Annotated in this window: 24 protein-coding genes; 12 read left to right on the plus strand and 12 right to left on the minus strand. The window is 64.3% G+C overall.

What is annotated here, in order from left to right:
• Positions 1 to 79 precede the first annotated feature (79 nt).
• From mca to M5J20_RS06020, 3 genes are read left to right on the plus strand one after another with little or no spacing between them, the layout of a single operon-like run.
• Positions 80 to 958 carry a mycothiol conjugate amidase Mca gene (gene mca / locus M5J20_RS06010; protein WP_253577540.1) on the plus strand — a complete coding sequence of 293 codons (879 nt, stop codon included), beginning with the start codon at positions 80 to 82 and terminating at the stop codon, positions 956 to 958.
• The gene (locus M5J20_RS06015) at positions 955 to 1,257 is read left to right on the plus strand and encodes a hypothetical protein (protein ID WP_253577542.1); all 303 of its coding nucleotides are present in this window, start codon (positions 955 to 957) and stop codon (positions 1,255 to 1,257) included. The genes mca and M5J20_RS06015 overlap by 4 nt, the downstream gene beginning before the upstream one ends.
• Before the next feature lie 25 nt (positions 1,258 to 1,282).
• Positions 1,283 to 2,053 carry an isoprenyl transferase gene (locus M5J20_RS06020; RefSeq protein ID WP_253577544.1) on the plus strand — a complete coding sequence of 257 codons (771 nt, stop codon included), beginning with the start codon at positions 1,283 to 1,285 and terminating at the stop codon, positions 2,051 to 2,053.
• Positions 2,054 to 2,074: 21 nt separating this feature from the next.
• Here M5J20_RS06020 and coaA read toward each other — a convergent pair whose 3' ends face one another.
• Complete coding sequence (gene coaA, locus M5J20_RS06025) at positions 2,075 to 3,010, minus strand: type I pantothenate kinase (RefSeq protein WP_253577546.1); 936 nt, start codon at positions 3,008 to 3,010, stop codon at positions 2,075 to 2,077.
• A 99-nt stretch (positions 3,011 to 3,109) separates the two neighbouring features.
• On the opposite strand from coaA, the gene glyA reads away from it, so the two are divergent.
• The gene (gene glyA / locus M5J20_RS06030) at positions 3,110 to 4,402 is read left to right on the plus strand and encodes a serine hydroxymethyltransferase (RefSeq protein WP_253577547.1); all 1,293 of its coding nucleotides are present in this window, start codon (positions 3,110 to 3,112) and stop codon (positions 4,400 to 4,402) included.
• Here the strand turns inward: glyA and M5J20_RS06035 are convergent.
• On the minus strand, positions 4,399 to 4,791 hold the full coding sequence (locus tag M5J20_RS06035; protein ID WP_253577549.1) for a DUF5997 family protein: 393 nt from the start codon (positions 4,789 to 4,791) through the stop codon (positions 4,399 to 4,401). The two genes, glyA and M5J20_RS06035, sit on opposite strands and share 4 nt — an antisense overlap.
• Here M5J20_RS06035 and M5J20_RS06040 point away from each other — a divergent pair.
• Positions 4,790 to 5,431 (plus strand): LysR family transcriptional regulator substrate-binding protein, encoded by a 642-nt coding sequence (locus M5J20_RS06040; RefSeq protein ID WP_253577551.1) that lies wholly within the window; start codon positions 4,790 to 4,792, stop codon positions 5,429 to 5,431. The genes M5J20_RS06035 and M5J20_RS06040 overlap by 2 nt on opposite strands.
• 94 nt (positions 5,432 to 5,525) lie before the next feature.
• Positions 5,526 to 6,140, plus strand: coding sequence for an LGFP repeat-containing protein (locus tag M5J20_RS06045; protein WP_253577552.1), 615 nt, complete (start codon positions 5,526 to 5,528; stop codon positions 6,138 to 6,140).
• A 79-nt stretch (positions 6,141 to 6,219) separates the two neighbouring features.
• Here M5J20_RS06045 and M5J20_RS06050 read toward each other — a convergent pair whose 3' ends face one another.
• Genes M5J20_RS06050 through M5J20_RS06060 form a run of 3 tightly spaced genes read right to left on the minus strand, consistent with a single transcriptional unit; the run spans position 6,220 to position 9,769 of the window.
• Positions 6,220 to 7,782, minus strand: coding sequence for an MDR family MFS transporter (locus M5J20_RS06050; RefSeq protein ID WP_367614900.1), 1,563 nt, complete (start codon positions 7,780 to 7,782; stop codon positions 6,220 to 6,222).
• A gap of 9 nt (positions 7,783 to 7,791) precedes the next feature.
• The gene (locus tag M5J20_RS06055) at positions 7,792 to 8,316 is read right to left on the minus strand and encodes a hypothetical protein (RefSeq protein ID WP_253577554.1); all 525 of its coding nucleotides are present in this window, start codon (positions 8,314 to 8,316) and stop codon (positions 7,792 to 7,794) included.
• A 52-nt stretch (positions 8,317 to 8,368) separates the two neighbouring features.
• The gene (locus M5J20_RS06060) at positions 8,369 to 9,769 is read right to left on the minus strand and encodes a class II fumarate hydratase (protein WP_253577556.1); all 1,401 of its coding nucleotides are present in this window, start codon (positions 9,767 to 9,769) and stop codon (positions 8,369 to 8,371) included.
• A gap of 78 nt (positions 9,770 to 9,847) precedes the next feature.
• Between M5J20_RS06060 and M5J20_RS06065 the strand changes: the two genes are divergently transcribed.
• Positions 9,848 to 10,546: a type II CAAX endopeptidase family protein gene (locus M5J20_RS06065; RefSeq protein ID WP_253577558.1), complete on the plus strand. Its 699-nt coding sequence runs from the start codon at positions 9,848 to 9,850 to the stop codon at positions 10,544 to 10,546.
• On the opposite strand, the gene glpX is transcribed toward M5J20_RS06065, so the two are convergent.
• Positions 10,543 to 11,553, minus strand: a complete 1,011-nt coding sequence (gene glpX / locus M5J20_RS06070) for a class II fructose-bisphosphatase (protein ID WP_253577560.1) — start codon at positions 11,551 to 11,553, stop codon at positions 10,543 to 10,545. The genes M5J20_RS06065 and glpX overlap by 4 nt on opposite strands.
• 176 nt (positions 11,554 to 11,729) lie before the next feature.
• Between glpX and M5J20_RS06075 the strand changes: the two genes are divergently transcribed.
• Positions 11,730 to 12,311: a DUF4245 domain-containing protein gene (locus tag M5J20_RS06075; protein ID WP_253577562.1), complete on the plus strand. Its 582-nt coding sequence runs from the start codon at positions 11,730 to 11,732 to the stop codon at positions 12,309 to 12,311.
• On the opposite strand, the gene M5J20_RS06080 is transcribed toward M5J20_RS06075, so the two are convergent.
• Positions 12,312 to 12,575: an exodeoxyribonuclease VII small subunit gene (locus M5J20_RS06080; protein ID WP_253577564.1), complete on the minus strand. Its 264-nt coding sequence runs from the start codon at positions 12,573 to 12,575 to the stop codon at positions 12,312 to 12,314. It abuts the gene before it with no gap.
• Between the two features lie 31 nt (positions 12,576 to 12,606).
• The gene (gene xseA / locus M5J20_RS06085) at positions 12,607 to 13,845 is read right to left on the minus strand and encodes an exodeoxyribonuclease VII large subunit (RefSeq protein WP_437177623.1); all 1,239 of its coding nucleotides are present in this window, start codon (positions 13,843 to 13,845) and stop codon (positions 12,607 to 12,609) included.
• A 99-nt stretch (positions 13,846 to 13,944) separates the two neighbouring features.
• On the opposite strand from xseA, the gene M5J20_RS06090 reads away from it, so the two are divergent.
• Positions 13,945 to 14,904 (plus strand): 4-hydroxy-3-methylbut-2-enyl diphosphate reductase, encoded by a 960-nt coding sequence (locus tag M5J20_RS06090; RefSeq protein WP_253577568.1) that lies wholly within the window; start codon positions 13,945 to 13,947, stop codon positions 14,902 to 14,904.
• Here M5J20_RS06090 and M5J20_RS06095 read toward each other — a convergent pair whose 3' ends face one another.
• Positions 14,905 to 15,588 carry a DUF6542 domain-containing protein gene (locus M5J20_RS06095; RefSeq protein ID WP_253577570.1) on the minus strand — a complete coding sequence of 228 codons (684 nt, stop codon included), beginning with the start codon at positions 15,586 to 15,588 and terminating at the stop codon, positions 14,905 to 14,907. It lies immediately after the preceding gene.
• Positions 15,589 to 15,599: 11 nt separating this feature from the next.
• On the minus strand, positions 15,600 to 17,030 hold the full coding sequence (locus tag M5J20_RS06100) for an AI-2E family transporter (protein ID WP_437177624.1): 1,431 nt from the start codon (positions 17,028 to 17,030) through the stop codon (positions 15,600 to 15,602).
• A 49-nt stretch (positions 17,031 to 17,079) separates the two neighbouring features.
• On the opposite strand from M5J20_RS06100, the gene ychF reads away from it, so the two are divergent.
• From ychF to erm, 3 genes are all read left to right on the plus strand, one after another.
• A complete protein-coding gene (gene ychF, locus M5J20_RS06105; protein WP_253577572.1) occupies positions 17,080 to 18,168 on the plus strand; it encodes a redox-regulated ATPase YchF in 1,089 nt (362 codons plus the stop codon).
• A gap of 70 nt (positions 18,169 to 18,238) precedes the next feature.
• Positions 18,239 to 18,505 carry a recombinase family protein gene (locus M5J20_RS06110; protein WP_101687314.1) on the plus strand — a complete coding sequence of 89 codons (267 nt, stop codon included), beginning with the start codon at positions 18,239 to 18,241 and terminating at the stop codon, positions 18,503 to 18,505.
• A 350-nt stretch (positions 18,506 to 18,855) separates the two neighbouring features.
• Positions 18,856 to 19,710, plus strand: coding sequence for a 23S ribosomal RNA methyltransferase Erm (erm, locus tag M5J20_RS06115; protein WP_253577573.1), 855 nt, complete (start codon positions 18,856 to 18,858; stop codon positions 19,708 to 19,710).
• Positions 19,711 to 19,765: 55 nt separating this feature from the next.
• Here erm and M5J20_RS11505 read toward each other — a convergent pair whose 3' ends face one another.
• Positions 19,766 to 20,134 (minus strand): type IIL restriction-modification enzyme MmeI, encoded by a 369-nt coding sequence (locus tag M5J20_RS11505; RefSeq protein ID WP_338026639.1) that lies wholly within the window; start codon positions 20,132 to 20,134, stop codon positions 19,766 to 19,768.
• A gap of 325 nt (positions 20,135 to 20,459) precedes the next feature.
• Positions 20,460 to 21,224 (minus strand): DDE-type integrase/transposase/recombinase, encoded by a 765-nt coding sequence (locus tag M5J20_RS06120; RefSeq protein ID WP_253577575.1) that lies wholly within the window; start codon positions 21,222 to 21,224, stop codon positions 20,460 to 20,462.
• Positions 21,225 to 21,349: the final 125 nt, after the last annotated feature.

The following is a 21,349-nucleotide window of genomic DNA, read 5'->3' on the forward strand; positions in this document are numbered from 1 at the left end:
ATGGGGTGTGTTTGGGACTGATGGTACTAAGATGGCGCGGAGATGACGCATGACCCCTACGAATGAAGGTGGAGTACGAGTGACCGGTTTGCGCTTGATGGCAATCCACGCGCATCCTGACGACGAATCCTCGAAGGGTGCCGCGACAATGGCGAAATACGCCGCCGAGGGGCACCGCGTCAAAGTAGTGACCTGCACCGACGGCCGCCGCGGCGATATCTTGAACCCGGCGATGGACCGTCCCGGCGTGCTCGAGAACATTTACGAGGTGCGCAAGGGCGAGATGGCCGCGGCCGTCGATGCCCTCGGGGTGGAGCATGCATGGCTGGGCTACGAGGACTCCGGCCTGCCCCAGGGTGATCCGCTGCCGCCGCTGCCGGAAGGCTGCTTCGCGCTCCAGCCCGTCGAGGATGTCGCCGCGCGCATCGTGGCGCAGATCCGGGACTTCCGCCCGCACGTCATCATCACTTACGACGAGAACGGCGGCTACCCGCACCCCGATCACCTCATGGTGCACGCGGTGTCCATGCTGGCGTGGGAGAAGGCCGGCGACCCGGACTTCGCGCCCGAGGCGGGCGAGCCGTGGACACCGTTGAAGCTCTACTACACCCACGGCTTCATCATGCAGCGCATGGTGCTGCTCCACGATCTGCTGCTCGAGGCCGGCAAGCCCAGCCCCTACGAGCTGATGATCAAGCGGTGGAAAGAGAATAAGGCCGACATCATGGAGCGCGTGACCACGCGCGTGGCTTGCGCCGACTACTTTGCCAATCGTGCGCAGGCACTCGCCGCGCACGCCACGCAGATCGATCCGGCCGGGGCGTTTCTGGCCAGCCCGATCGAGGACCAGCAGCGCGTTTGGCCGACGGAGGAGTTCGAGCTCGCGCGCAGCCGGGTTGACACGACCCTGCCCGAGGATGATCTGTTCGCGGGCATCACCGAGGAGGCCACCGCATGATTTCCCAGTTGCACGCAGCCGCCGTCACCACCACCGGCTGGGTCCTTGCCCAGGCTCCGGCGCAGGCGCCGGCGGGACCGGACTTCGGCAAGGCCTCCCCGATTGGCCTGTTGCTGATCGTCGGCTTGGCTGTGGTGGTGCTCTCCCTGGGCTACGCCTTCCACCGCCGCTACTCCCGTTTCAGGCGTCGCCAGGTCTTCGCGGAGATGCACGGCATCGACCCGTTCGACGAGGAGGCCATCACCCGTGCCATGGCCGAGGCGGGCGTGCTGGACCAGCGGAAGAAGGGCTTCTTCTAGGCGCTGCCCCGGTAGTATCGGGGGCGTGGCTGTGTTCGATCCTCTCCTTTACCCGCTGTATGAAGCGCGCTTGAAGCGTGAGCTGCGCGGGAAGCCGCGGCCACGCCACATCGCCGTCATGGCGGACGGCAACCGCCGCTGGGCGCGGGAGTCCGGCTACACCGACATTTCCCACGGCCACCGCGCGGGCGGCGCGAAGATCGGCGAGCTGGTGCGCTGGTCCGCCGAGATGGAGGTGGAGGTTGTCACCATCTACCTGCTGTCCACCGAGAATCTCCAGCGCACGTCCGAGGAAGTTGAGCTGCTCTTCGCCATCATCTCCGATGTCATCGACGATCTGGCTACCGAGGACTACTCCTGCCGCGTGCGCCTCGTTGGCCATCTCGACCTGCTGCCGCCCGAGGTTGCGGAGCGGATGCGCGCCTCAGCCGACGCGACCACGTCCAAGGCGGGGCTGACCGTGAACATCGCAGTGGGCTACGGCGGCCGCCAGGAGATCGTGGATGCCGTGCGTTCCCTCATCGACTGCGAGGCCGCTGCCGGCACCCCAGCCGGCCAGCTCGCGGAGAAGGTCACCGTCGATTCGATTGGGGAGCACCTCTACACCTCCGGCCAACCGGACCCGGATCTGGTCATCCGCACCTCCGGCGAGCAGCGCCTTTCGGGCTTCCTCATCTGGCAGGCCGCGTACTCGGAGATCTGGTTCACCGACACGTACTGGCCGGCATTCCGCAAGATCGACTTCCTGCGCGCGTTGCGCGATTACTCGCAGCGTTCGCGCCGCTTCGGCAAGTAGGGGCTTAACGCTTTCCGACGTTTAGAGCTTGCGCATTCGCACGCGCTGCACCGTGTGGTCGTAACCCTTGCGCAGCACGAGGGAGGCGCGGACGCGGGTGGGCAGGATGTTCTCAACCAAATTCGGCAGGTTGATCGTCTGCCACAGCTCGCGCGCCTTGAGCGCCGCCTGGGAGTCGTCGAGGCTGGCGTAGCCGGCGAAGTGCGCGCCCGGTTCGCGGAAGGCGGTCTGGCGCAGTTTGAGGAAGCGGTCGATGTACCAGCGTTCGATGTCTTCGGTCTTCGCGTCGACGTAGATGGAGAAGTCGAAGAGGTCGGAGACCATCAGGGTGGGGCCGGTCTGCAGCACGTTGAGGCCCTCGAGGATGAGGATGTCAGGTTTGCGCACCTCGATGTGCTCGCCGGGCAGGATGTCGTACGCCTTGTGCGAGTAGATCGGGGCGGTGACCAGGGGCTGGCCGGACTTCACCTCGGTGACGAAGCGCATGAGGTTGCGGCGGTCGTAGGACTCCGGGAAACCCTTGCGGTGCATCAGGTTGCGCTCCTGGAGCACCTTGGTGGGGTAGAGGAAGCCGTCGGTAGTAATCAAGTCCACGCGCGGGTGGGAGTCCCAGCGCTGGAGCAGTACCTGCAGCACGCGGGCGGTGGTGGACTTGCCCACGGCGACGGAACCGGCGATGCCGATGACGAAGGGGACATGCCCCGGGTCGCCGCCGATGAACTCCTCCGTCGAGGAAATGAGCTCCTGGCGCGCGCGGACCTGCAGGTGGATGAGACGGGACACCGGAAGATAGATCTCCTCGACCTCTTTCAGGTCGAGGTTCTCGCCGATACCGCTGAGCTGGGCGACTTCTTCTTCGGTGAGCACCTGGGGCATCGCCGCGCGGCGCTGCCGCCAATCGTTGCGGTGGAAGTCGAGGTACGGGCTGGACTCTGCGCCGCGGATTGCTCGGGACATAAGGGTTATTGTCGCATTCGGCGGCGCTGGCGGGACGTGCCGGGGCCTATACTTGGACGAGCATATTGCCTACCACCTTATTGAAAGGACCCGGTGCACGTGTCTGAAGACTTCCGTTACCAGGATCTCGCAAGCTTTGACCCTGAGGTGCACGCCGCGATCGTCGGCGAGCTGGACCGCCAGCGCAACACGCTTGAGATGATCGCCTCCGAGAACTTTGTGCCGCGCTCCGTGCTGCAGGCGCAGGGTTCCGTGTTCACCAACAAGTACGCCGAGGGCTACCCGGGCCGCCGCTACTACGGCGGCTGCGAGCACGCAGACGTGGTGGAGGATCTGGCTCGTGAGCGCGCGAAGGCAGTGTTCGGGGCGCAGTACGCCAACGTGCAGCCGCACTCCGGTGCGCAGGCCAACGCCGCGGTGCTCATGGCGCTCGCTGAGCCGGGCGACACCATCCTCGGTCTGTCCCTGGCGCACGGCGGCCACCTGACCCACGGCATGAAGATCAACTTCTCCGGTCGCCTGTACAACGTCGCGGCGTACGAGGTTGAGGAGGACACGCACCTCATCGACATGGCGAAGCTGCGCGAGCAGGCCCGCGAGGTGAAGCCGAAGGTGATCATCGCTGGCTGGTCGGCGTACCCGCGCCACGAGGATTTCGCCGAGTTCCGCTCCATCGCGGACGAGGTCGGCGCGTACCTGTGGGTCGACATGGCGCACTTCGCCGGCCTCGTGGCCGCAGGGCTGCACCCGTCGCCGGTGCCGCACGCGCATGTGGTGTCCTCCACCGTGCACAAGACCCTCGGCGGCCCGCGCTCCGGCTTCATTCTCACCAACGACCTCGAGCTGCACAAGAAGCTCAACTCCGCGGTGTTCCCGGGCCAGCAGGGCGGCCCGCTGATGCACGTGGTGGCGGCGAAGGCGACCGCGTTCAAGATCGCGGCGATGGATGAGTTCAAGGACCGCCAGCAGCGCACCATCGACGGCGCCCGCATCGTGGCTGAGCGCCTGCTGCAGGACGACGCGCAGGCGGCCGGCGTGGGCGTGGTGTCCGGCGGCACTGACGTGCACCTCGTGCTCGTTGACCTGCGCAACTCCGAGATGGACGGCCAGCAGGCGGAGGATCTGCTGCACGAGGCGGGAATCACCGTGAACCGCAACGCCGTGCCGTTCGACCCGCGTCCGCCGGCCGTCACCTCCGGCCTGCGCATCGGCACGTCCGCGCTAGCCACCCGCGGCTTCGGCGAGGAGGACTTCCGCGAGGTTGCGGAGATTATCGCCGAGACCCTGATCAAGGGCAAGGACGCCGACCTTGCGGCGCTCGCGGCGCGCTCCGCGGCGCTCGGCGAGAAGTACCCGCTCTACCCGGGTATCGAAGACTGGAAGATGCTCTAAGCGTCAGATCCGTCAACGGGCCCGCGCTCTTCCGCAAGGGAGGTGCGGGCCTTTCGCAGCCATTCCGGCTGGTCGGCAAGCAGCGCCTTAATCTCGTCCGTGGTGAGAGGTGTGTCCATGTCGTTGTTCTTCAGCGCGGTGATGGTGATGCCCAGCTTGCGCGCGACCTCCGGGCGGGGGTGCGGGCCGTTGCGGCGCAGCTCGGTGAGCCACTCCGGCGGGTTGTCCTGCAATTCGCGCAGCTCAGCGTGCGTGATGGCGCCGGACTGGAACTCCTCCGGGGTAGCCGGCAGGTAGATTCCGAGCTTCTTCGCCGCGGTGGCGGGCTTCATTGCGGTGCCGGAAGGCATCTGGTCAGTCATGGCCCACACGGTAGCATTTCGAGGCATGCTGACCATCGGCTTTGTCACCGGCACCGAGCCGGGCAAGTGGTTCCGCCGCTACGAGGAGTTCTCGGGCGCACGGGTAACGACGCTCCCTGCAGACGACCCGTTCCCCTTGCTGGCCCGCGAAGAGGAACCGGCCGACATTGTGCTCATGCGCCTGCCGGACGCGCGGGTGGGGGATGCGCACCACGTGGTGCGCTTGTATGAGGAGGCCCGCGGCGTGGCGGTGCCCAAGGATTCGGTATACGCCGAGGTGGGGGAGAAGGTCGACCCGGCCGATCTTGCGGGCGAACACACGAATTTCCACTATCAGCCGGGTGCGGAACCGGCGGGGGCCACGGATGAGCTGCGCGGCGCGCTCCAGGTGGTCGCCGCGAACGTCGGCGTGGCAATGGCCCCGCTGCCGCTGCTCAAGGCGCTGAGCAAGAAGCAGGTGGTGCCGCTGCAGCTGCGGGGCGACGGGGAGGCGACAGAGATCGCGCTTGTGTGGTTTAAAGAGCGCGACGGGGACGATGTCCAGGATTTTGTGGGGATTGTGAAGGGGCGTTCCCCGCGCTCGTCGAGAAGCTCGAAAGCCCCAGCTCAGCGTCAGCATCCCGGCAGAAAGCAGACTCTGAAACCGCGCAACCGGAAGCGTCGCTAATGCCCCCGTGTGGGTGTGGGGGAGATTCGTCGACATTTCATATTTCTGCATAATGGACTCCGGCTCAATTACAACTGTGAAAGGTAACACTAAGATGCTGAACCGTAAGATTGTCGCTTCCGCTGCTGCTGTCGCTCTCGCAACCGGCCTGGTTGCTTGCTCCAACGACGAGCAGGCTGCGGTGGTGAGCGAGACCGCTACCGCGACCAACACCAACACCGCCACCGAGACCGTGGCTGCGGAGACCGAGACCGCTTCCTCCACCGCCACCGAGACCGTGACCTCCTCCGCGAAGGAGTCCGGCGCGGCCGCAGCTGGCGCTGACGCTACCCAGGAGCTGACCCTGGCTGACGGCAAGACCGCCCTCGTCCCGCAGGGTGTCCTGGACACGATGGACGAGTACGCTGAGCCGACCTGGGGCGAGCCGACGGCTGTCGAGGAGATCGACGGCGGCTGGATCGTCACCTACGACAACGAGCACTACATCACCTGGAAGGAGTCCACCGGCGGCTCCCCGATCTGGGGCGCTATCGCTGACTCTTGGCTGAACGACGTCCGCGGCGCACGCACCGTCGGCTTCCCGCTCATGCCGGAGACCCCGAACACCGACGGCTCCGGCTGGAACCAGGAGTTCGAGAACGGCACCATCGACTGGTCCCGCGACGGTTCCGCAGACGCTCCGTTCAAGGCAACCGTGAACACCAAGTAGGTCGCGCGCTACCCGCGCAACGACTGAGGGCCTCGTCCTTTGCAAGGATGGGGCCCTTTTCGCGTGCCGACGGCAGTGGTTAGGTCAGGTCTTCCTTGAGCTTCTCCTCCTTGACCGGCAGCAGGATGAGGAAGGAGAGGATTGCCAGCGGCACCATGAGCAGGAAGACAGGGGTGAGGCCGTCGTTGTAGCTGCTCAGCACCACGTCTTGCAGCTGGCCGGGCAACCGGCCGACGAGCTCCGGGGTGAGGCTGTTTGCCGCGCCCTCCTCGAACGTTTGCGCCCACTGCGCGCCCTCGGGGCCCATGGAAGCGAGGGCCTCCGGCAGGCGCTCCTCGAGGCGGTTGCGCATGCCGTGGATGAACAACGAACCGGAGAGCGAGGCGCCGATGGCGGAGCCGATCTGGCGGAAGAAGTTGTTCGTCGACGTTGCGGTGCCGACCACTGCGATGGGGAAGGAGTTCTGCACAATGAGCACGAGCACCTGCATGACCAAGCCCAAGCCGAAGCCGAAGATGAACATGTAGACGCCGAGCGTGGTCAGCGAGGTCTGCGGCGTCAGCGTGGAGAACAAGTAGAGGCCCACAGTGGTCACGGCCATGCCGAGCAGCGGGTAGATCTTGTACTTGCCGGTGCGCGAAATGATGAAGCCCACGGCCATGCCGGTGACCAGCATGCCGATGACCATCGGCAGCATCATCAAGCCCGCTTCGGTGGGGCTGAGCTGGTGCACCATCTGCAGGTAGGTGGGCAGGTACGCCAAGCCGGAGGTCATGGCGAAGCCCAGCACCGTTCCCGCCGCGGTAGTGAGCACCATGTTGCGGTTGCGGAACAGGTTGAGGGGGATCAGGGGATCGTCGGCACGCAATTCCACGATGACGAAGAGGATTGCGGACACCAGCGCGATGGTGGCGGTGGCGATGATGGTGGGGGAGGTCCACTCGTACTGCGTGCCGCCCCAGGTGGTGGTGAGGATGAGCGACGTGGTGGCCGTGGCCATGAGCAAGGTGCCCCACCAGTCCGCGTCCATGCCCTTGGCGCTGCCGCGGCGCAGGTGCAGCACTGTGGCGGACACGCCCATGGCGAGTAGGCCGAGCGGGATGTTCATCCACAGTGCCCAGCGCCAGCCCGGGCCGTCGGTGAACCAGCCGCCGAGGACTGGACCGAGTACCGACGCGACGCCGAAGACCGCGCCCATGACACCCATGTACTTGCCGCGCTCACGCGCCGGCACCACCTCGGCGATGATGGATTGGGAGTTGATCATCATGCCGCCGGCACCGAAGCCCTGGATGGCGCGGCCGACGATGAGCAGCGTCATCGAATTGGCGAAGCCGCCGACGGTGGAGCCGATGACGAAAAGCGCAATGCCGAAGATGTAGAGCCACTTACGGCCGAGAATGTCGCCGAGCTTGCCGTTAATCGGCATGGCGATGGTCTGGCACACCAAAAAGGCGGAGATCACCCAGCTCATGTGGTTCACGCCGCCGAGCTCGCCGACGATCGTGGGCAGCGCGGTGGAGAAGATCATCTGCCCCAGCGAGCTCATGAGCATCGTGGTCAGCAGCGCCGCGAATACTAAGCCAACGTTGGGCGCAGGGGTTTCCTGCGCAGTCTCACCTGCGGTTTGATTGTCTTGCACGCGGCAATGCTACCCCTGCTGTCGCGTCACGTACATTCCGGCGGACAGGGTGCCCTCCACCAGCGCCGTGTCGCCCTCGAGGTAGGTGAGGTGGACAAGGCCGGGCTCGGAGGCATCGACGCGCCACTCGCCGGTCGCACCTGGGGTGGTGTTGCAGGCGTCGGTAAGCGGGGTGTTTGTGAAATTTTCGTCGATAAGCGTGGTGCACCCGGTATCGGGGTACGTGACGGAGCCGGTGCCGCCGCCGAAGACAGCCACCGCAGGCCAGGACGGGGTGCGCGCGTCCGGGTTGAGGCTGTTGAGCATGCCAGAGTAGGTGCCGTCGGGCGCGAGATCCTGCGCCGCGGGGCCGGGCTGCGCAGTGACCGTGACCGTCGCCGGAATGGTGTCGGCCTCAGGCTGCGGCTGGGCGTACCACCACGCCGCGGCGAGCGCGATGAGGATGAGCGAGACCGCCAGCGCGCCGACACCGGCGGCGATCCACGGCTTGTTTGGGCCGCCGGCGGTGCGCAGTTCAGAAAATGAATCGGGCATGAAAAATCCCCAGCTCCTAGAGGGTAGTGCCGGGGATTGATCCTAGCGGGGGCTAGTTGCGGTCGGTGTTCGCCATGTCGAGGACGTTGAGGCGCTTGTCCAGCTCCTCCTCGGTGAGCTTCTCGCCGTCGACGAAGCCGAGGTCGAAGGTGGCCTGGCGGATGGTGATGCCTTCCTTGACTGCGTGCTTGGCAATCTTGGCGGCGTTCTCGTAACCAATCGCGGAGTTCAGCGGGGTCACGATCGACGGGGAGGACTCGGCGAGGGTGCGCATGCGCTCCTCGTTCGGCTCAATGCCGTCAACCAGGCGGGTTGCGAACTGGCGGGCGGTGTTGGCCAGCAGACGAGCGGACTCGAGCACGTTGCGAGCCATCACCGGGATGAACACGTTGAGCTCGAACTGGCCCTGGGTGCCAGCGAACGCCACAGCTGCGTCGTTGCCGATGACCTGCGCGGAAACCTGGGTAGCGGTCTCGCACAGCACCGGGTTGACCTTGCCCGGCATGATGGAGGAGCCCGGCTGCAGGTCCGGGAGGTGGATCTCGGCGAGGCCGGCGAGCGGGCCGGAGCCCATCAGGCGGATGTCGTTGGCAATCTTGTACAGGGACACAGCCACGGAGCGCATCGCGCCGGAGAACTCGACCAGGCCGTCGCGGTTGGCCTGCGCCTCGAAGTGGTTCTTGGCCTCGGAGAGCTGCTCAACACCGGTGAGCTTCTTCAGCTCCTCGGTGACCTTGCCGCCGAACTCCGCCGGGGTGTTGATGCCGGTGCCCACGGCGGTGCCGCCGATAGCCAGCTCGCCGAGGTGGTTCAGGGTGTTCTCGACGCGCTCGATGCCGAGCTCGATCTGGCGTGCGTAGCCGGAGAACTCCTGGCCCAGGGTGACCGGGGTGGCGTCCATGAGGTGGGTGCGGCCGGACTTGACTACGTCGTGCCACTCGGCGGCCTTCTTGGACAGGGACTCGTGCAGCACCTTCAGCGCCGGGATGAGGTCGTTGGCGGCTGCCTCGGTGGCGGCCACGTGGGTGGCGGTGGGGAAGGTGTCGTTCGAGGACTGGCCCATGTTCACGTGGTCGTTCGGGTGCACCTCAACGCCGTTCGCCTTGGCGATGGAGGCGATGACCTCGTTGGTGTTCATGTTGGAGGAGGTGCCGGAACCGGTCTGGAACACGTCGATGGGGAACTCGTCGTTGTGCTTGCCGTCCGCGATCTCCTTGGCGGCGGCGATGATGGCGTCAGCCTTCTCGGCGTCCAGGTTGCCCATGTCCTTGTTCACCTGCGCACAGGCTGCCTTCAGCAGGCCGAGGGCGCGGATCTGCTGTGCCTCGAGGCCGCGGCCGGAGATCGGGAAGTTCTCCACAGCGCGCTGGGTCTGCGCACGCCACAGGGCGTTGACGGGCACCTTGACCTCGCCCATCGTGTCGTGTTCAATACGGTATTCCTGATCAGCCATGATCATCCTTTGCTTTCCGTTGCAAGAGACACTTACATCTATCAATTATGCCCGATGGGCCACTGTCAAGGAGCCGATATGCCACAACTCACCCCGCCTCGCACCAAAGACGCCATCGTGGCTGCTGTGGCGATCGTGGCGGTGTATCTGCTGCTCATCGGGCAGGGTTGGGTACTGCATAAGGCACAGGCCCCGCGCGAGGTGGTGGTTGTGGCCCTCCCGGCGATCATTTTGGCGTCGTTGGTGGTGCCTACCTGGCTACTCATCCGCTACTTGCGCCGTCGCGGGCTTGAACTCGGGTTCACACGTTTAGGCAGAGACGGGTGGCACCTGCTGTGGCGGGTTCCCGCGCTGATACTGGCTGCAGGGTTGGCCACCGGAGTGGTGGCGCCGCTGCTTGGAATTACGCCAGGCGCAGACTCGGCGGCGGAGACACTCGCTGGCGAGGCGACGAATGCCCTGCCGATCTTGCTCGTGCTGGCCGGCTACTTGCTGCTCGGCCCGTTCATTGAGGAACTGGTCTTCCGCCGTGTCTTGCTGAACTACTTCGACACCCGCATGCCCGGATGGGCGAGCATCTTGCTCACGTCGATGATCTTTGGGGTCGCGCACGTAGCGCCACCCGCGATCATCTACACCTTCTTCTTCGGCATCGGCTTGGCGTGGCTGGCGCGGCTGCACGGCGGCATCACGAGCAGTTTGATTGCGCACCTGGTGAACAACACCGTGGCCAACCTAGGCGTGTTCGCGGCGTTGTTCACCCAGGTGGCCGGTTAGTTGTTCGGGTCGGAGTAGTCCACCACGGAGTACTCCTGCAGCTTGGCCAGCTTGTGGATGGACTCCACGTAGCGCACGGTGCCGGACTTGGAGCGCATGACCAGCGAGCGTGTGGTGGCACCGTTCTTGCGGTAGCTCACGCCGCGCAGCATGTCGCCGTTGGTCACGCCGGTAGCTGCGAAGTAGCAGTTGTCGGAGGTGACCAGGTCGTCGAGGGTGAGGACGCGGTCGAGGTCGTGGCCCGCGGCGAGGACAGCCTCGCGCTCCTCGTCGGACTGCGGGGCGAGCATGCCCTGAATCTCGCCGCCCAGGCACTTCATCGCGCAAGCCACGACAACGCCCTCCGGGGTGCCGCCGACGCCCATGGCGATGTCGATGGAGTTGGTGTCCTGCGCGGCTGCGATGGCGCCGGCCACGTCACCATCCATGATGAAGCGGACCTTGGCGCCGGCCTTACGGATGTCATCCACCAGCTGCGCGTGGCGGGGGCGGTCGAGGACCACGACGGTGACCTCAGACGGGCGGATGCCCTTGGCCATCGCCACTGCCTTGATGTTTGCGGACACCGGCGCGGTGATGTCGATGACGCCCTTGGCTTCCGGGCCAACGGCGATCTTGTTCATGTAGAAGGCGTCCTTCGGGTTGAACATGGAGCCGCGGTCGGCGGCCGCGATCACGGAAATCGCGTTCGGGCGGCCCTCTGCCATCAGACGGGTGCCGTCCACCGGGTCCACGGCGAGGTCCACCTGGGCACCGTCGCCGTTGCCGACCTGCTCGCCGTTGTAAAGCATCGGCGCCTCGTCCTTCTCGCCCTCGCCGATGACAATGACACCGTCCATGTTGACGGAGTTGATCATCTTGCGCATGGCGTCCACGGCAGCGCCGTCGCCCTCGTTCTTCTTGCCGCGGCCGACCCAACGGCCGGAGGCAAGCGCCGCCGCCTCGGTCACACGGACAAGCTCCATTGCGAGGTTGCGATCCGGGCTGTATTCGGTCGGTTCGGTCATCGAGGGGCCTCCTGAAGGGCGGTTGAAGTACGTCGTGAATGCTGCCCGCGCGCCGAAAGACCGCGCACGACACAACACACCTCTATTGTGGCACTTTCCGCACGCGGGAACGCAGCTTTTCACACCAGAAAAGGGGCACAGTCGGCTGTCAACGGGCGGCGTGCCATACTTAGCCCGTGGCCAAGGACAGCAAACCGAGAGTGTTCCAAGACGGTCGCGACATGATGCTCAACGTCGCAGTCGTCGTGGTGCTGATGTTGGTGGGTGTCGGCGCCACCGGATTGTGCACCTACAACCCCGGGCGCCCCGAGCAGGGACCGGTGCAAGAAGTAGACGCGCGCACGTTCTTGAGCCTGGAATCCCGCGCCGTGAACTTCCCGGTGCGCTACCCGGATATGCCGGAGGGATGGGTCACTAACTCCGCGCGGCGCACGATGATCGGCGGGCAGCCCGCCCCGATCGTCGGCTGGATCAGCCCCGACGGCGGCTACCTGCAGCTCACCCAGACCGGCGCAGACCTCGACGAGGCGATTGCGGGCCAAGACAACCACCCGCGCCCGAACGAGCGCACCGAGACGGTGGCGGGCAGCGAGGTGCGGGTGCTGCACTCCGACGAACAGGGCGTGCGCGACCTGTGGGCGCTCGACGGCGGGGATGTGCGCCTCGTGCTTACGGGCGCCGGCACGGACGAGGAGTTCCGCGAGCTGATCGCCGCGGTGCTCGCCGCCCAGCCGATCGACCCGGACGAGAACCAGTAGCTACTGCTCTGCGCTGCTGTCGCTGCGCTGGCTGATCGCGGCCTCGACGCGCTCGGCGGCGCCTTTGAGCAGGACCTCGCAGCGCTTGGCCAGCGCTTCGCCGCGCTCCCAGTACTTCAGCGACTCATCCAGGCTCATCTGGCCCAGCTCGAGGATCTTGACAGTTTCGATGAGTTCGTCGCGGGCGCGTTCGTAGCTCAAGGTCTCCGGATCCGGAAACGCGTTCTCGCCGGCCTGACCTGCGCCGAAGGTGTTCTCTGCCATGGTTGTGCTCCTTTATATATAGGTGTGGTGGTTAGTTGGCGGGCGTGACACCCATGCTGGCCGCCGCGATCGAGCCGTCGGCCACGCGGATGCGCAGCTGCGATCCGGGCGGGGATTGCTCGATGCTGGTGACCACCGCGGGCTCGGTGCCGTCGCGGGGCTGCACCTGCACCACGGCGTAGCCGCGGGCGAGCGTCGCCGACGGACCGAGCGCCGCCACCTGAGCGCGCAGCGAACTGACGACGGACTGTTGGTGCGTCACCAGGTGCGTGACCTCCCGGCGCATACGCTGCACCTCGCGGCCCACGTCCTGGTAGCGCTGCCGCAGCGAAGTCAGTGGGTCGGCGAGCACCGGGCGGGAGCGCATCGTCTCCACGATCTGCGATTCACGGCGCACCCAGCCGCGCAGGGCGGTGGCGCTGCGTTCGCGCATCGTCGCCACGCCTTTGAGTTCCTCGGCCACGTCGGGCACCACGCGCTTCGCGGCGTCCGTCGGGGTGGCGGCGCGCACGTCCGCCACGTTGTCCAGCACCGGGTTGTCCGGCTCGTGGCCGATGGCCGACACCACCGGTGTGGACGCCGCTGCGACTGCGCGCTGCAGCGCCTCCTCCGAGAACGGCAGCAAATCCTCCACAGAGCCGCCGCCGCGGGCGATGATGATTACCTCCACCTCAGGGTCGGCATCGAGCGTTTGCAATGCCCGGATGACTTCCGGCACCGCCTTCGCGCCCTGCACCGCGGTGTTGATCACCCGGAACTGCACGGCCGGCCAGCGGCCCTGTGCCACCGACATCACGTCGCGCTCCGCAGCGGAGCCCTTGCCCGTGATCAGGCCCACCTTGTTGGGAAGCACCGGCAAGCGGCGCTTGCGGGCGGGATCGAACAGACCCTCGGCCGAGAGTTTGAGCCGCAACTCCTCGATGCGGGCGAGCAGCTCGCCGGCGCCGACGTGGCGGATCTCCACCACCCGCATCTTGAAGGAGCCGCGCTGCTGGTGAAAGTTCGGCTTGCCGTGAATCACCACATGGTCGCCGTCCTTCGGGGGAGTGGCCATAGCCATGAGCTGGCGCGTATCCATGATCAGCTCAACGCTCGCCTCTGCCTGCGTATCGCGCAGGGTGAGGTAGGAGTTCGCCCAGTTCGGCTTTGTGTTCACTTGGGTAAGCTGCCCTTCCACCCAGAGCCAGCCGAGGCGCTCAATCCACCCCTTGACGCTGGTGTTCAGCCGGGACACGCTCCACGGCGTATCCGGCGAACTCTTCGACTCCATGACCATTGCCTCCTTTATGTGTAGCTGCAGGCGCACTGACGAGTATGCCTGCAGAAAACCCTTTATCCTTTTAGACGCTGGTTAGGTAGGGTCGGTTCCATGACGAATCCAGAAAAAAAGCTTTTGCTGGCCTCCCCGCGCGGCTACTGCGCTGGCGTGGACCGCGCGGTGGAAACCGTGGAGAAGGCGCTGGAGAAGTACGGAGCACCCGTGTACGTGCGCAAAGAGATCGTGCACAACAAGTACGTGGTGAAGACGCTGGAGGAGCGCGGCGCGGTCTTCGTCGACGAGACGTACGAGGTGCCGGAGGGGGCCCACGTGGTGTTCTCCGCGCACGGCGTGTCCCCGGCGGTGCGCAACGAGGCGGCGGAGCGCAACCTGATCACGCTCGATGCGTCCTGCCCGCTGGTGACCAAGGTGCACAACGAGGCGAAGCGCTTTGCGCGCGACGGCTACCAGATTCTCCTGGTGGGGCACGAGGGGCACGAAGAGGTCGAGGGTACCTCCGGCGAGGCCCCCGAGGTCACGCACCTGGTCGACGGTGTCGAGGGTGTTGCCAAGCTCCCGGATTTCCCCGCGGAGCAGCCGCTGGTGTGGCTATCGCAGACGACGCTGAGCGTGGATGAGACGATGGAAATCGTCGAAAAGCTCAAGGAGCGCTTCCCGCGTTTGCAGGATCCGCCGAGCGACGACATTTGCTATGCCACCCAGAACCGCCAGGCAGCGGTGAAGAACATCGCGCCGCGGTGCGATCTGGTCATCGTTGTCGGTTCGCAGAACTCCTCGAACTCCAAGCGCCTCGTCGAGGTTGCGCTCGAGGCGGGGGCAAAGGATTCGCACCTGGTGGATTACGCGCACCAGATCGATGAGGCGTGGCTCGAGGGCGTTGCGACGATCGGCCTCACCTCAGGCGCGTCCGTGCCGGAGATTCTGGTGCAGGAAGTTGTCCAGCACCTCGGTTCGCGCGGTTTCACCGACGTCGAAGAGGTGACCACCACCGTCGAGACGATTACGTTCGCCCTCCCGCGCGACCTGCGCATGCCGCCGCGCCGGGACTAACTAGTCCGAGTACAGGTCGTCGCCGAGCCTGCCTGCGATCCGGGTTGAACCGCCGCGGGCGGGCTTTTCGCTTGCCGACGCATGCTTCACAGGCCGCTTCGCCCGGGTCCTCGCCGCCGCGCGTTCACGGCGCACTAGCTCGTCGACGCCGATGCCGCCGGTGCGTTCCCGGGCACGGCGGCCTTGCGTATTGGTGCGGCGGTTGCTTTCTGCGACGCGGCTGCGCTCCGTGGCCTCATATTTTCTCAGCGCGGCGTTCTGCCGCTTGATCAGCCAGATCCGCAGCGCGCCGATAATGATTGCCCCGAGCGTGACCGTCGCAAGCACAGGAAATAGCTCCACCAGCGGGTAAACCACAAGCAGCAGAGCTGCTTTGGATGTCGCCCCGCCGGAGGCGATCTGGTCGCGGCCGAGTACATAGCCCACCGCTACGACGGCGATGAGGAAGAGGATGGGGGCGGACGCGACGGTGAGGAAAATGCCGCGCGGGTTGACGAAGGTCGTGGTAAGAATGACCGCGGCAGCGAAGAGCGCCAGCAACGGCCACGTGATCTGGCCGGCGTTGACTGCGAGCAGCGCGCCCGTGAACAGGGCGGCGAAGATGATGCCGATCGCGGAGCCCGTCGGCAGCCCGACAAACGTGGTGGAGGCCGCGGGACGTGTGCGATTCGACGTATGTGTCACGGTGGATCAGCTTAGTCGCCCGCGGCGGCCGGATTCTCCACCGTCTTCTCCATCGTGTCGGCCGTCTTGCCGCGGCGGCGGCGCAGCTTGGCGCTGCGCTTGCGCAGCTTGCTCCAGCTGGTGGTGCCGGAACCGCGATCCGCAGGCTCGACGACCTCATCCATGATTGGCGCCGCGGTGAATTCGCGGCTCTCACGCCACTGTTTGCGCTCGTAGATGGATTCTTCCTCCTCAATCTGGGCGATGGCGAGACCTTCGGGGGTGAAGAAGTCCAGCTCATCCGCCGTGCGTTCGCCGGAGTGGATGCGCAGCATGTCCAGCAAGTACCGGTAGGCCACGGCGATCATGGCCGCGACCGGCACCGCCAAGAACGCGCCGACAAGGCCGAAGAGGCCGCCGCCGATGGTCACCGAGATAAGCACGATGACCGGGTGCAGGTCCATGGCGCGCGACTGCAGCATGGGGGAGAGGACGTTGCCTTCGAGCTGCTGCACCACGATGACGATTGCCAACGTGATCAGCGCCTTGGTGAAGCCCAGCGAGACCAGCGCAACCAGCACAGCAAGGGCACCTGCGACCACAGCGCCGACGATGGGGATGAAGCCAGCAATGAAGGTGATCACCGAGAGCGTGAAGGCCATCGGCACGCCCAGTATCCAGATGCCTCCGCCGATGAGGATCGCATCGATTGCCGAAACAATCGCCTGCGCGCGGATGTAGCCGCTGAGTGTGTTCCAGGCGCGGGTGAGCAGCTCCGTGGCGTGGAGGCCGCTGCGTCCGCCGGTTGCGCTGCGGAGCCAGGGCAGGAAGCGGTGCCCGTCTTTGAGGAAGAAGAAGATGAGGACGAGCACCACGACGAGAGTGACGATCAGCCCGGCTGCCGTGCCGATGCCCGAGAACACGCCGCCTGCGATCGCCCCAGCCCGGTTCTGCACCCACTGGGCGACTTCGTTGACCGCTTCGTTGAGATCTTCCGGGTTCACGTTCAAGGGCGGGCCTTGCAGCCACAGCTGTAGGCGTTGGATGCCCTCGAGCGCCTGCAGGTAGAGCAGCCGGGAGTGGGACACGACATCCGGCGCGATGAGCAGGAAGAGCGCCGCGAGCAACGCGACGAACCCGAGCAAAGTGATGAACGCCGCCAGCCCAGAGGGGACCTTATGGTTGCGCATCCACGTCGTGATCGGCGCTAGGACCGTGCAGATGATCAGCGCCAGCACCATCGGCAGAATGCCCGTCCAGAACGCTCCGATGAGCTTGCCCAGCGCGAAGACGAACACTGCGACGACCAGCATCTGCAGGGTGAACTTGGCGGTGGATTTCACCCACTGGTTCATCACCACGCCGCGGTCGACACGGTCCTCGGCGGATCCCGGTTTCACCGGTGCGTCCGGGGTGAAGGGGTCTCGCTTCGATGCGGGTGCAGTTGCGCTCACCCGCACCATTGTGCCCGATGGGCATTCGCTTCGCGACGCTCCACTACACTTGCCCAGCGTGAGCCTTACTCTTGGAATTGTCGGTCTGCCCAACGTTGGTAAATCCACCCTGTTCAACGCGCTGACGCGCAACGAGGTGCTGGCTGCCAACTACCCGTTCGCCACCATCGAGCCCAACGTGGGACTGGTGGAGCTGCCGGATCCGCGCCTGACGCGACTCGCCGAGATTTTCTCCTCCGAGCGCATCCTGCCGGCGACGGTGTCCTTCGTTGACATCGCGGGCATTGTGAAGGGCGCTTCCGAGGGTGAGGGCATGGGCAACGCCTTCTTGGCGAATATCCGCGAGGCAGACGCGATCTGCCAGGTGGTGCGTGCGTTTGCCGACGATAACGTCATTCACGTCGACGGCCGCGTCGATCCGGCCAGCGACATCGACGTGATCAACACCGAGCTGATCCTCGCCGACCTGCAGACCATCGAGAAGGCGCTGCCGCGTCTGGAGAAGGAAGGCCGCAAGGACAAGGACATCGCGGCGCAGGCTGCCGAGGCCAAGAAGGCGCAGGCTGTGCTCGAGGACGGCCGCACCCTGTTCGCCGCCTCCAAGACCGGCGATATCGATCTCCCGCTGCTGCACCACCTGCACCTGATGACGGCGAAGCCGTTCCTCTACGTCTTCAATTCCGACGAGGCAGTACTTACCGACGACGCTCGCAAGCAAGAACTCCGCGACCTCGTCGCCCCGGCCGAGGCCGTGTTCCTCGACGCGCAGACCGAGACCGAGCTGCTTGAGCTAGACGAGGAGGACGCGGCCGAGCTGCTCGCGGCCGTCGGCCAGGATGAGCCGGGCCTGCAGACGCTCGCGAAGGCCGGCTTCGACACCCTCGGCCTGCAGACGTACCTGACGGCCGGTCCGAAGGAGGCCCGTGCGTGGACCATCCGCAAGGGCGACACTGCGCCGAAGGCTGCGGGCGTGATCCACTCCGACTTCGAGAAGGGCTTCATCAAGGCTGAGATCGTGGCGTTCGACGACCTCGACGAGCTGGGCACCATGGCTGAGGCCCGCACCAAGGGCAAGGTGCGCCAGGAGGGCAAGGACTACGTGATGGCCGACGGCGATGTCGTCGAGTTTAAGTTCAATGTTAGCTAAGGGCCTTATTAAAAGCGTTTGGCAACACGCGCTCCTATTTACGATCGTATCTCGCGAGACGCTGACGTGGATGGCCTCACCATCGACCGGCAGCGTCAGGACTGTGAAGCCATTGCAAAGCAGCGTGGCTTGGACGTTGGACATAGGACATAACTACGTCGATCAGTCCATTTCCGCGTCAAAGAAGAATGTGGCTCGCCCCGACTACGACGCCATGGTGGCATCCTTTGAACGCGGCGAAATCGACGCGATCATCTGCTGGGACCTCGAACTACCCGCCCCACGTCGGTGGGTAGTCCGATCAGTCGGACAAAACTACTCCCGCACCACAGCGTAATAAGGGGTGCACCTTAAAAAACATCCGGAGGTGGGGGTAACTCCCCCTCGTTGCCCAGAGACAAAATACGCCAGTGGCGTCTGTACGACGAGCCGAAGGTAGGACAAATTCCAATCCAGAGAGGTCTTGCACTGTTGCGGTGCGGTTGTCTTCTTTCTCACCGTATTGGACCCTGCGAAATTAATTGGATACGATAGGCCCATGTTGATTTCAGGTTCCGTTTTCATGCGGCCGCTCACCAGCCGCTAAGGCGGTTTTCTCCCTCCCGCAGGTTAGAAACCGCTCCGGTCCTTTAGCCGGGCGGCCATTTGCCTTGCCCGGCTCCGTTTCAACTCCACGGAGCACACCTGATGTCTACATACGGATACGGCCGTCACGAACATGGCCAAAATTTTCTCACAGACCACAAGATCATCAACTCCATCGTCGATCTTGTAAAACAAACCTCCGGCCCCATCATTGAGATCGGGCCAGGAAGCGGTGCCCTCACTCACCCGATATCCCACTTGGGGAGGGCAATAACGGCAGTTGAGGTAGACGCAAAACTAGCTGCCAAACTCACAAAAAAGACCGCCTCGGCGTCGGTCGAAGTGGTCCATGATGATTTCCTCAACTTCCCGTTACCCGCCACTCCCTGCGTCATTGTGGGAAACATTCCCTTTCACCTCACCACTGCCATTCTTCGAAAGTTGTTGCATGCGCCGGCATGGACTGACGCTGTACTCCTCATGCAGTGGGAAGTCGCTCGCCGCCGGGCCGGGGTAGGTGCAAGCACGATGATGACGGCTCAGTGGTCCCCATGGTTCACGTTTCACCTTGGTTCCCGAGTACCAAGGTCTGCTTTCCGGCCACAGCCAAACGTTGACGGGGGGATCTTAGTGATCCGCCGGGTGGGTGACCCGAAGATCCCGATAGAGCAACGCAAAGCCTTTCAGGCGATGGTGCACACCGTTTTCACCGCCCGGGGACGCGGGATAGGGGAAAATCTCCGAAGGGCAGGGTTGTTTTCATCACGTTCAGAGACACAATCATGGTTGCGCTCGCGAGGAATCGACCCCGCAACCCTACCTCCCAGATTGCACACCAGCGACTGGATCGATCTCTTCCAGGTGACTGGTTCCTCTCCACCGCGCCATCGGCCCATTTCACAATCGGGAAGTAGTCAACGCCCTCCTCAACGGAAAAATCGAGGCCGGCGGCGGTAATCCCCCCACCATCAAAACCGAAATCCACCAGTAGTAGTGAACGACCCATGTTCGTCTACCGTGAGCCGCGTTTTGGCAGTGACGTGTTCTCGTCGGGCACAGTCATAGTTCCCGGCGTTGCCAGCGACAGGGTTCTACACCCAGCAGCGGGACCGATCAAAATCACCCGCACGGGGAACGACCCTGCTGGTGGTTTCGATTTTGATGAAAGCGAGGAGACATAGCCCCTCGCCAACTCCCCGTAGCTGGCGAACAGTAGCTCCTGGCGCTGGCGCTCGTTGGTGAGTTTGCGTGCCACATCGAAAGCCTTATCGACTTCCCGGTCCAAGTTGTTGTGAGCCTTGAGCAGAATTGGGTCCATCGATAACGGGTTGTAGTGCTCCGCGAGTGACCGCTGGGGGTGCCGCTCGCGTGCCCGCAGCACCAACTGTCCAGCGTCGATGATTCGTTGCTGCGCCTTCTCATCTAGTTCACACAGAGCTGGTCCGCAGTTGTAGCTCCCGATGTACTCCGAAAAACGGAAAAAATAAATAGTGGGGATACATCAACCTTCCACTTTCCATTCTTCCGGCTCAGAGTATTGAGGGGTCTGGGACCGGGTCCGTAAACCCTTTATGTTTTTCGCGCACAGCGGTTTTTAGCGACGCACCCTATAGGTTTTCCGCAGAACTTATATGTGTTTCTGTGCACCCCATATGTTGTCTGTTGGGGCTGCGGACCGTTTGTTGGACTGCGGTCCGGGGCTATTGTTAGCTTGCCGTTTGCCTGTGCTGGGCGATGGTGGTGTAGCCGTTGCCCAGTGTCGACTTCAGTCTGTGGTTGATGTAGAAGTCGATGTAGTCCTCAATGTAGTGGGCCATTTCTGCTCGTGTCAGATGACGCGCTGCGTCGCGCCCGTGGATGCGTTCTTGCTTCAGGGTCCCGAAGAACCCTTCGACGCGGGCGTTGTCGCCACTGTTGCCTTTACGTGACAGCGACGGGATGTAGCGCCACCGCTTTACACAGGTTCCTTCCTGACAGGCGGTGCATCCCTTGGCGTCGTGGGTGGGGTCGCTGATGAGCCTGACCCAGCTGGGTGTGCGGTACAACGAACCACGATCGGAGTGGATGATTGGGCGGGCGTCATCTGGTTTAGCGGCGTCGATAGCGCGGATCATTTGCTCGACTAGCCGCGCATCTGGCGAGGAAGACATCGTGACCGCAATGGGGTACCCGTCGAAGAAGTCAATCGCGGCACTCAGGTACAAATAGCCGTCTGAGCAGCTGATCTGGGTGACATCAGTGCCGATCTTTTGCCACGGGGCATCAGCATGAAAGTCGTGGGTGAGCCCGAGTTGTACGCCGTGTTCACTGAAGTAGCGCGAGGGCTGCAACCTTGGCGCGCCGGCAGAGTTGTACGCGTTGGCGTCTTTGCCCATCAATAGAAGATTGTCGGGGCGGTGACTGGTCTCGCCTTTGTAGGAGGAGAACTTCGTCGAAGCTTTCGCCGGCGGGCGTAATCCTGTTTCACGCATGAGAGGGTGTCCGATTCTTTGTGTGCGGGGGCTTGGTTTACAAGTAGTCCGCGAATCGGTCGGGGTAAGCCACGGCTAGTTGGTTGATGGCTTGTTTCCACCCGGTGGCTTTCGCTCCTTCAATA

This window comes from Corynebacterium stercoris, assembly GCF_024160105.1.
GTDB classification, from domain to species: Bacteria; Actinomycetota; Actinomycetes; order Mycobacteriales; family Mycobacteriaceae; genus Corynebacterium; species Corynebacterium stercoris.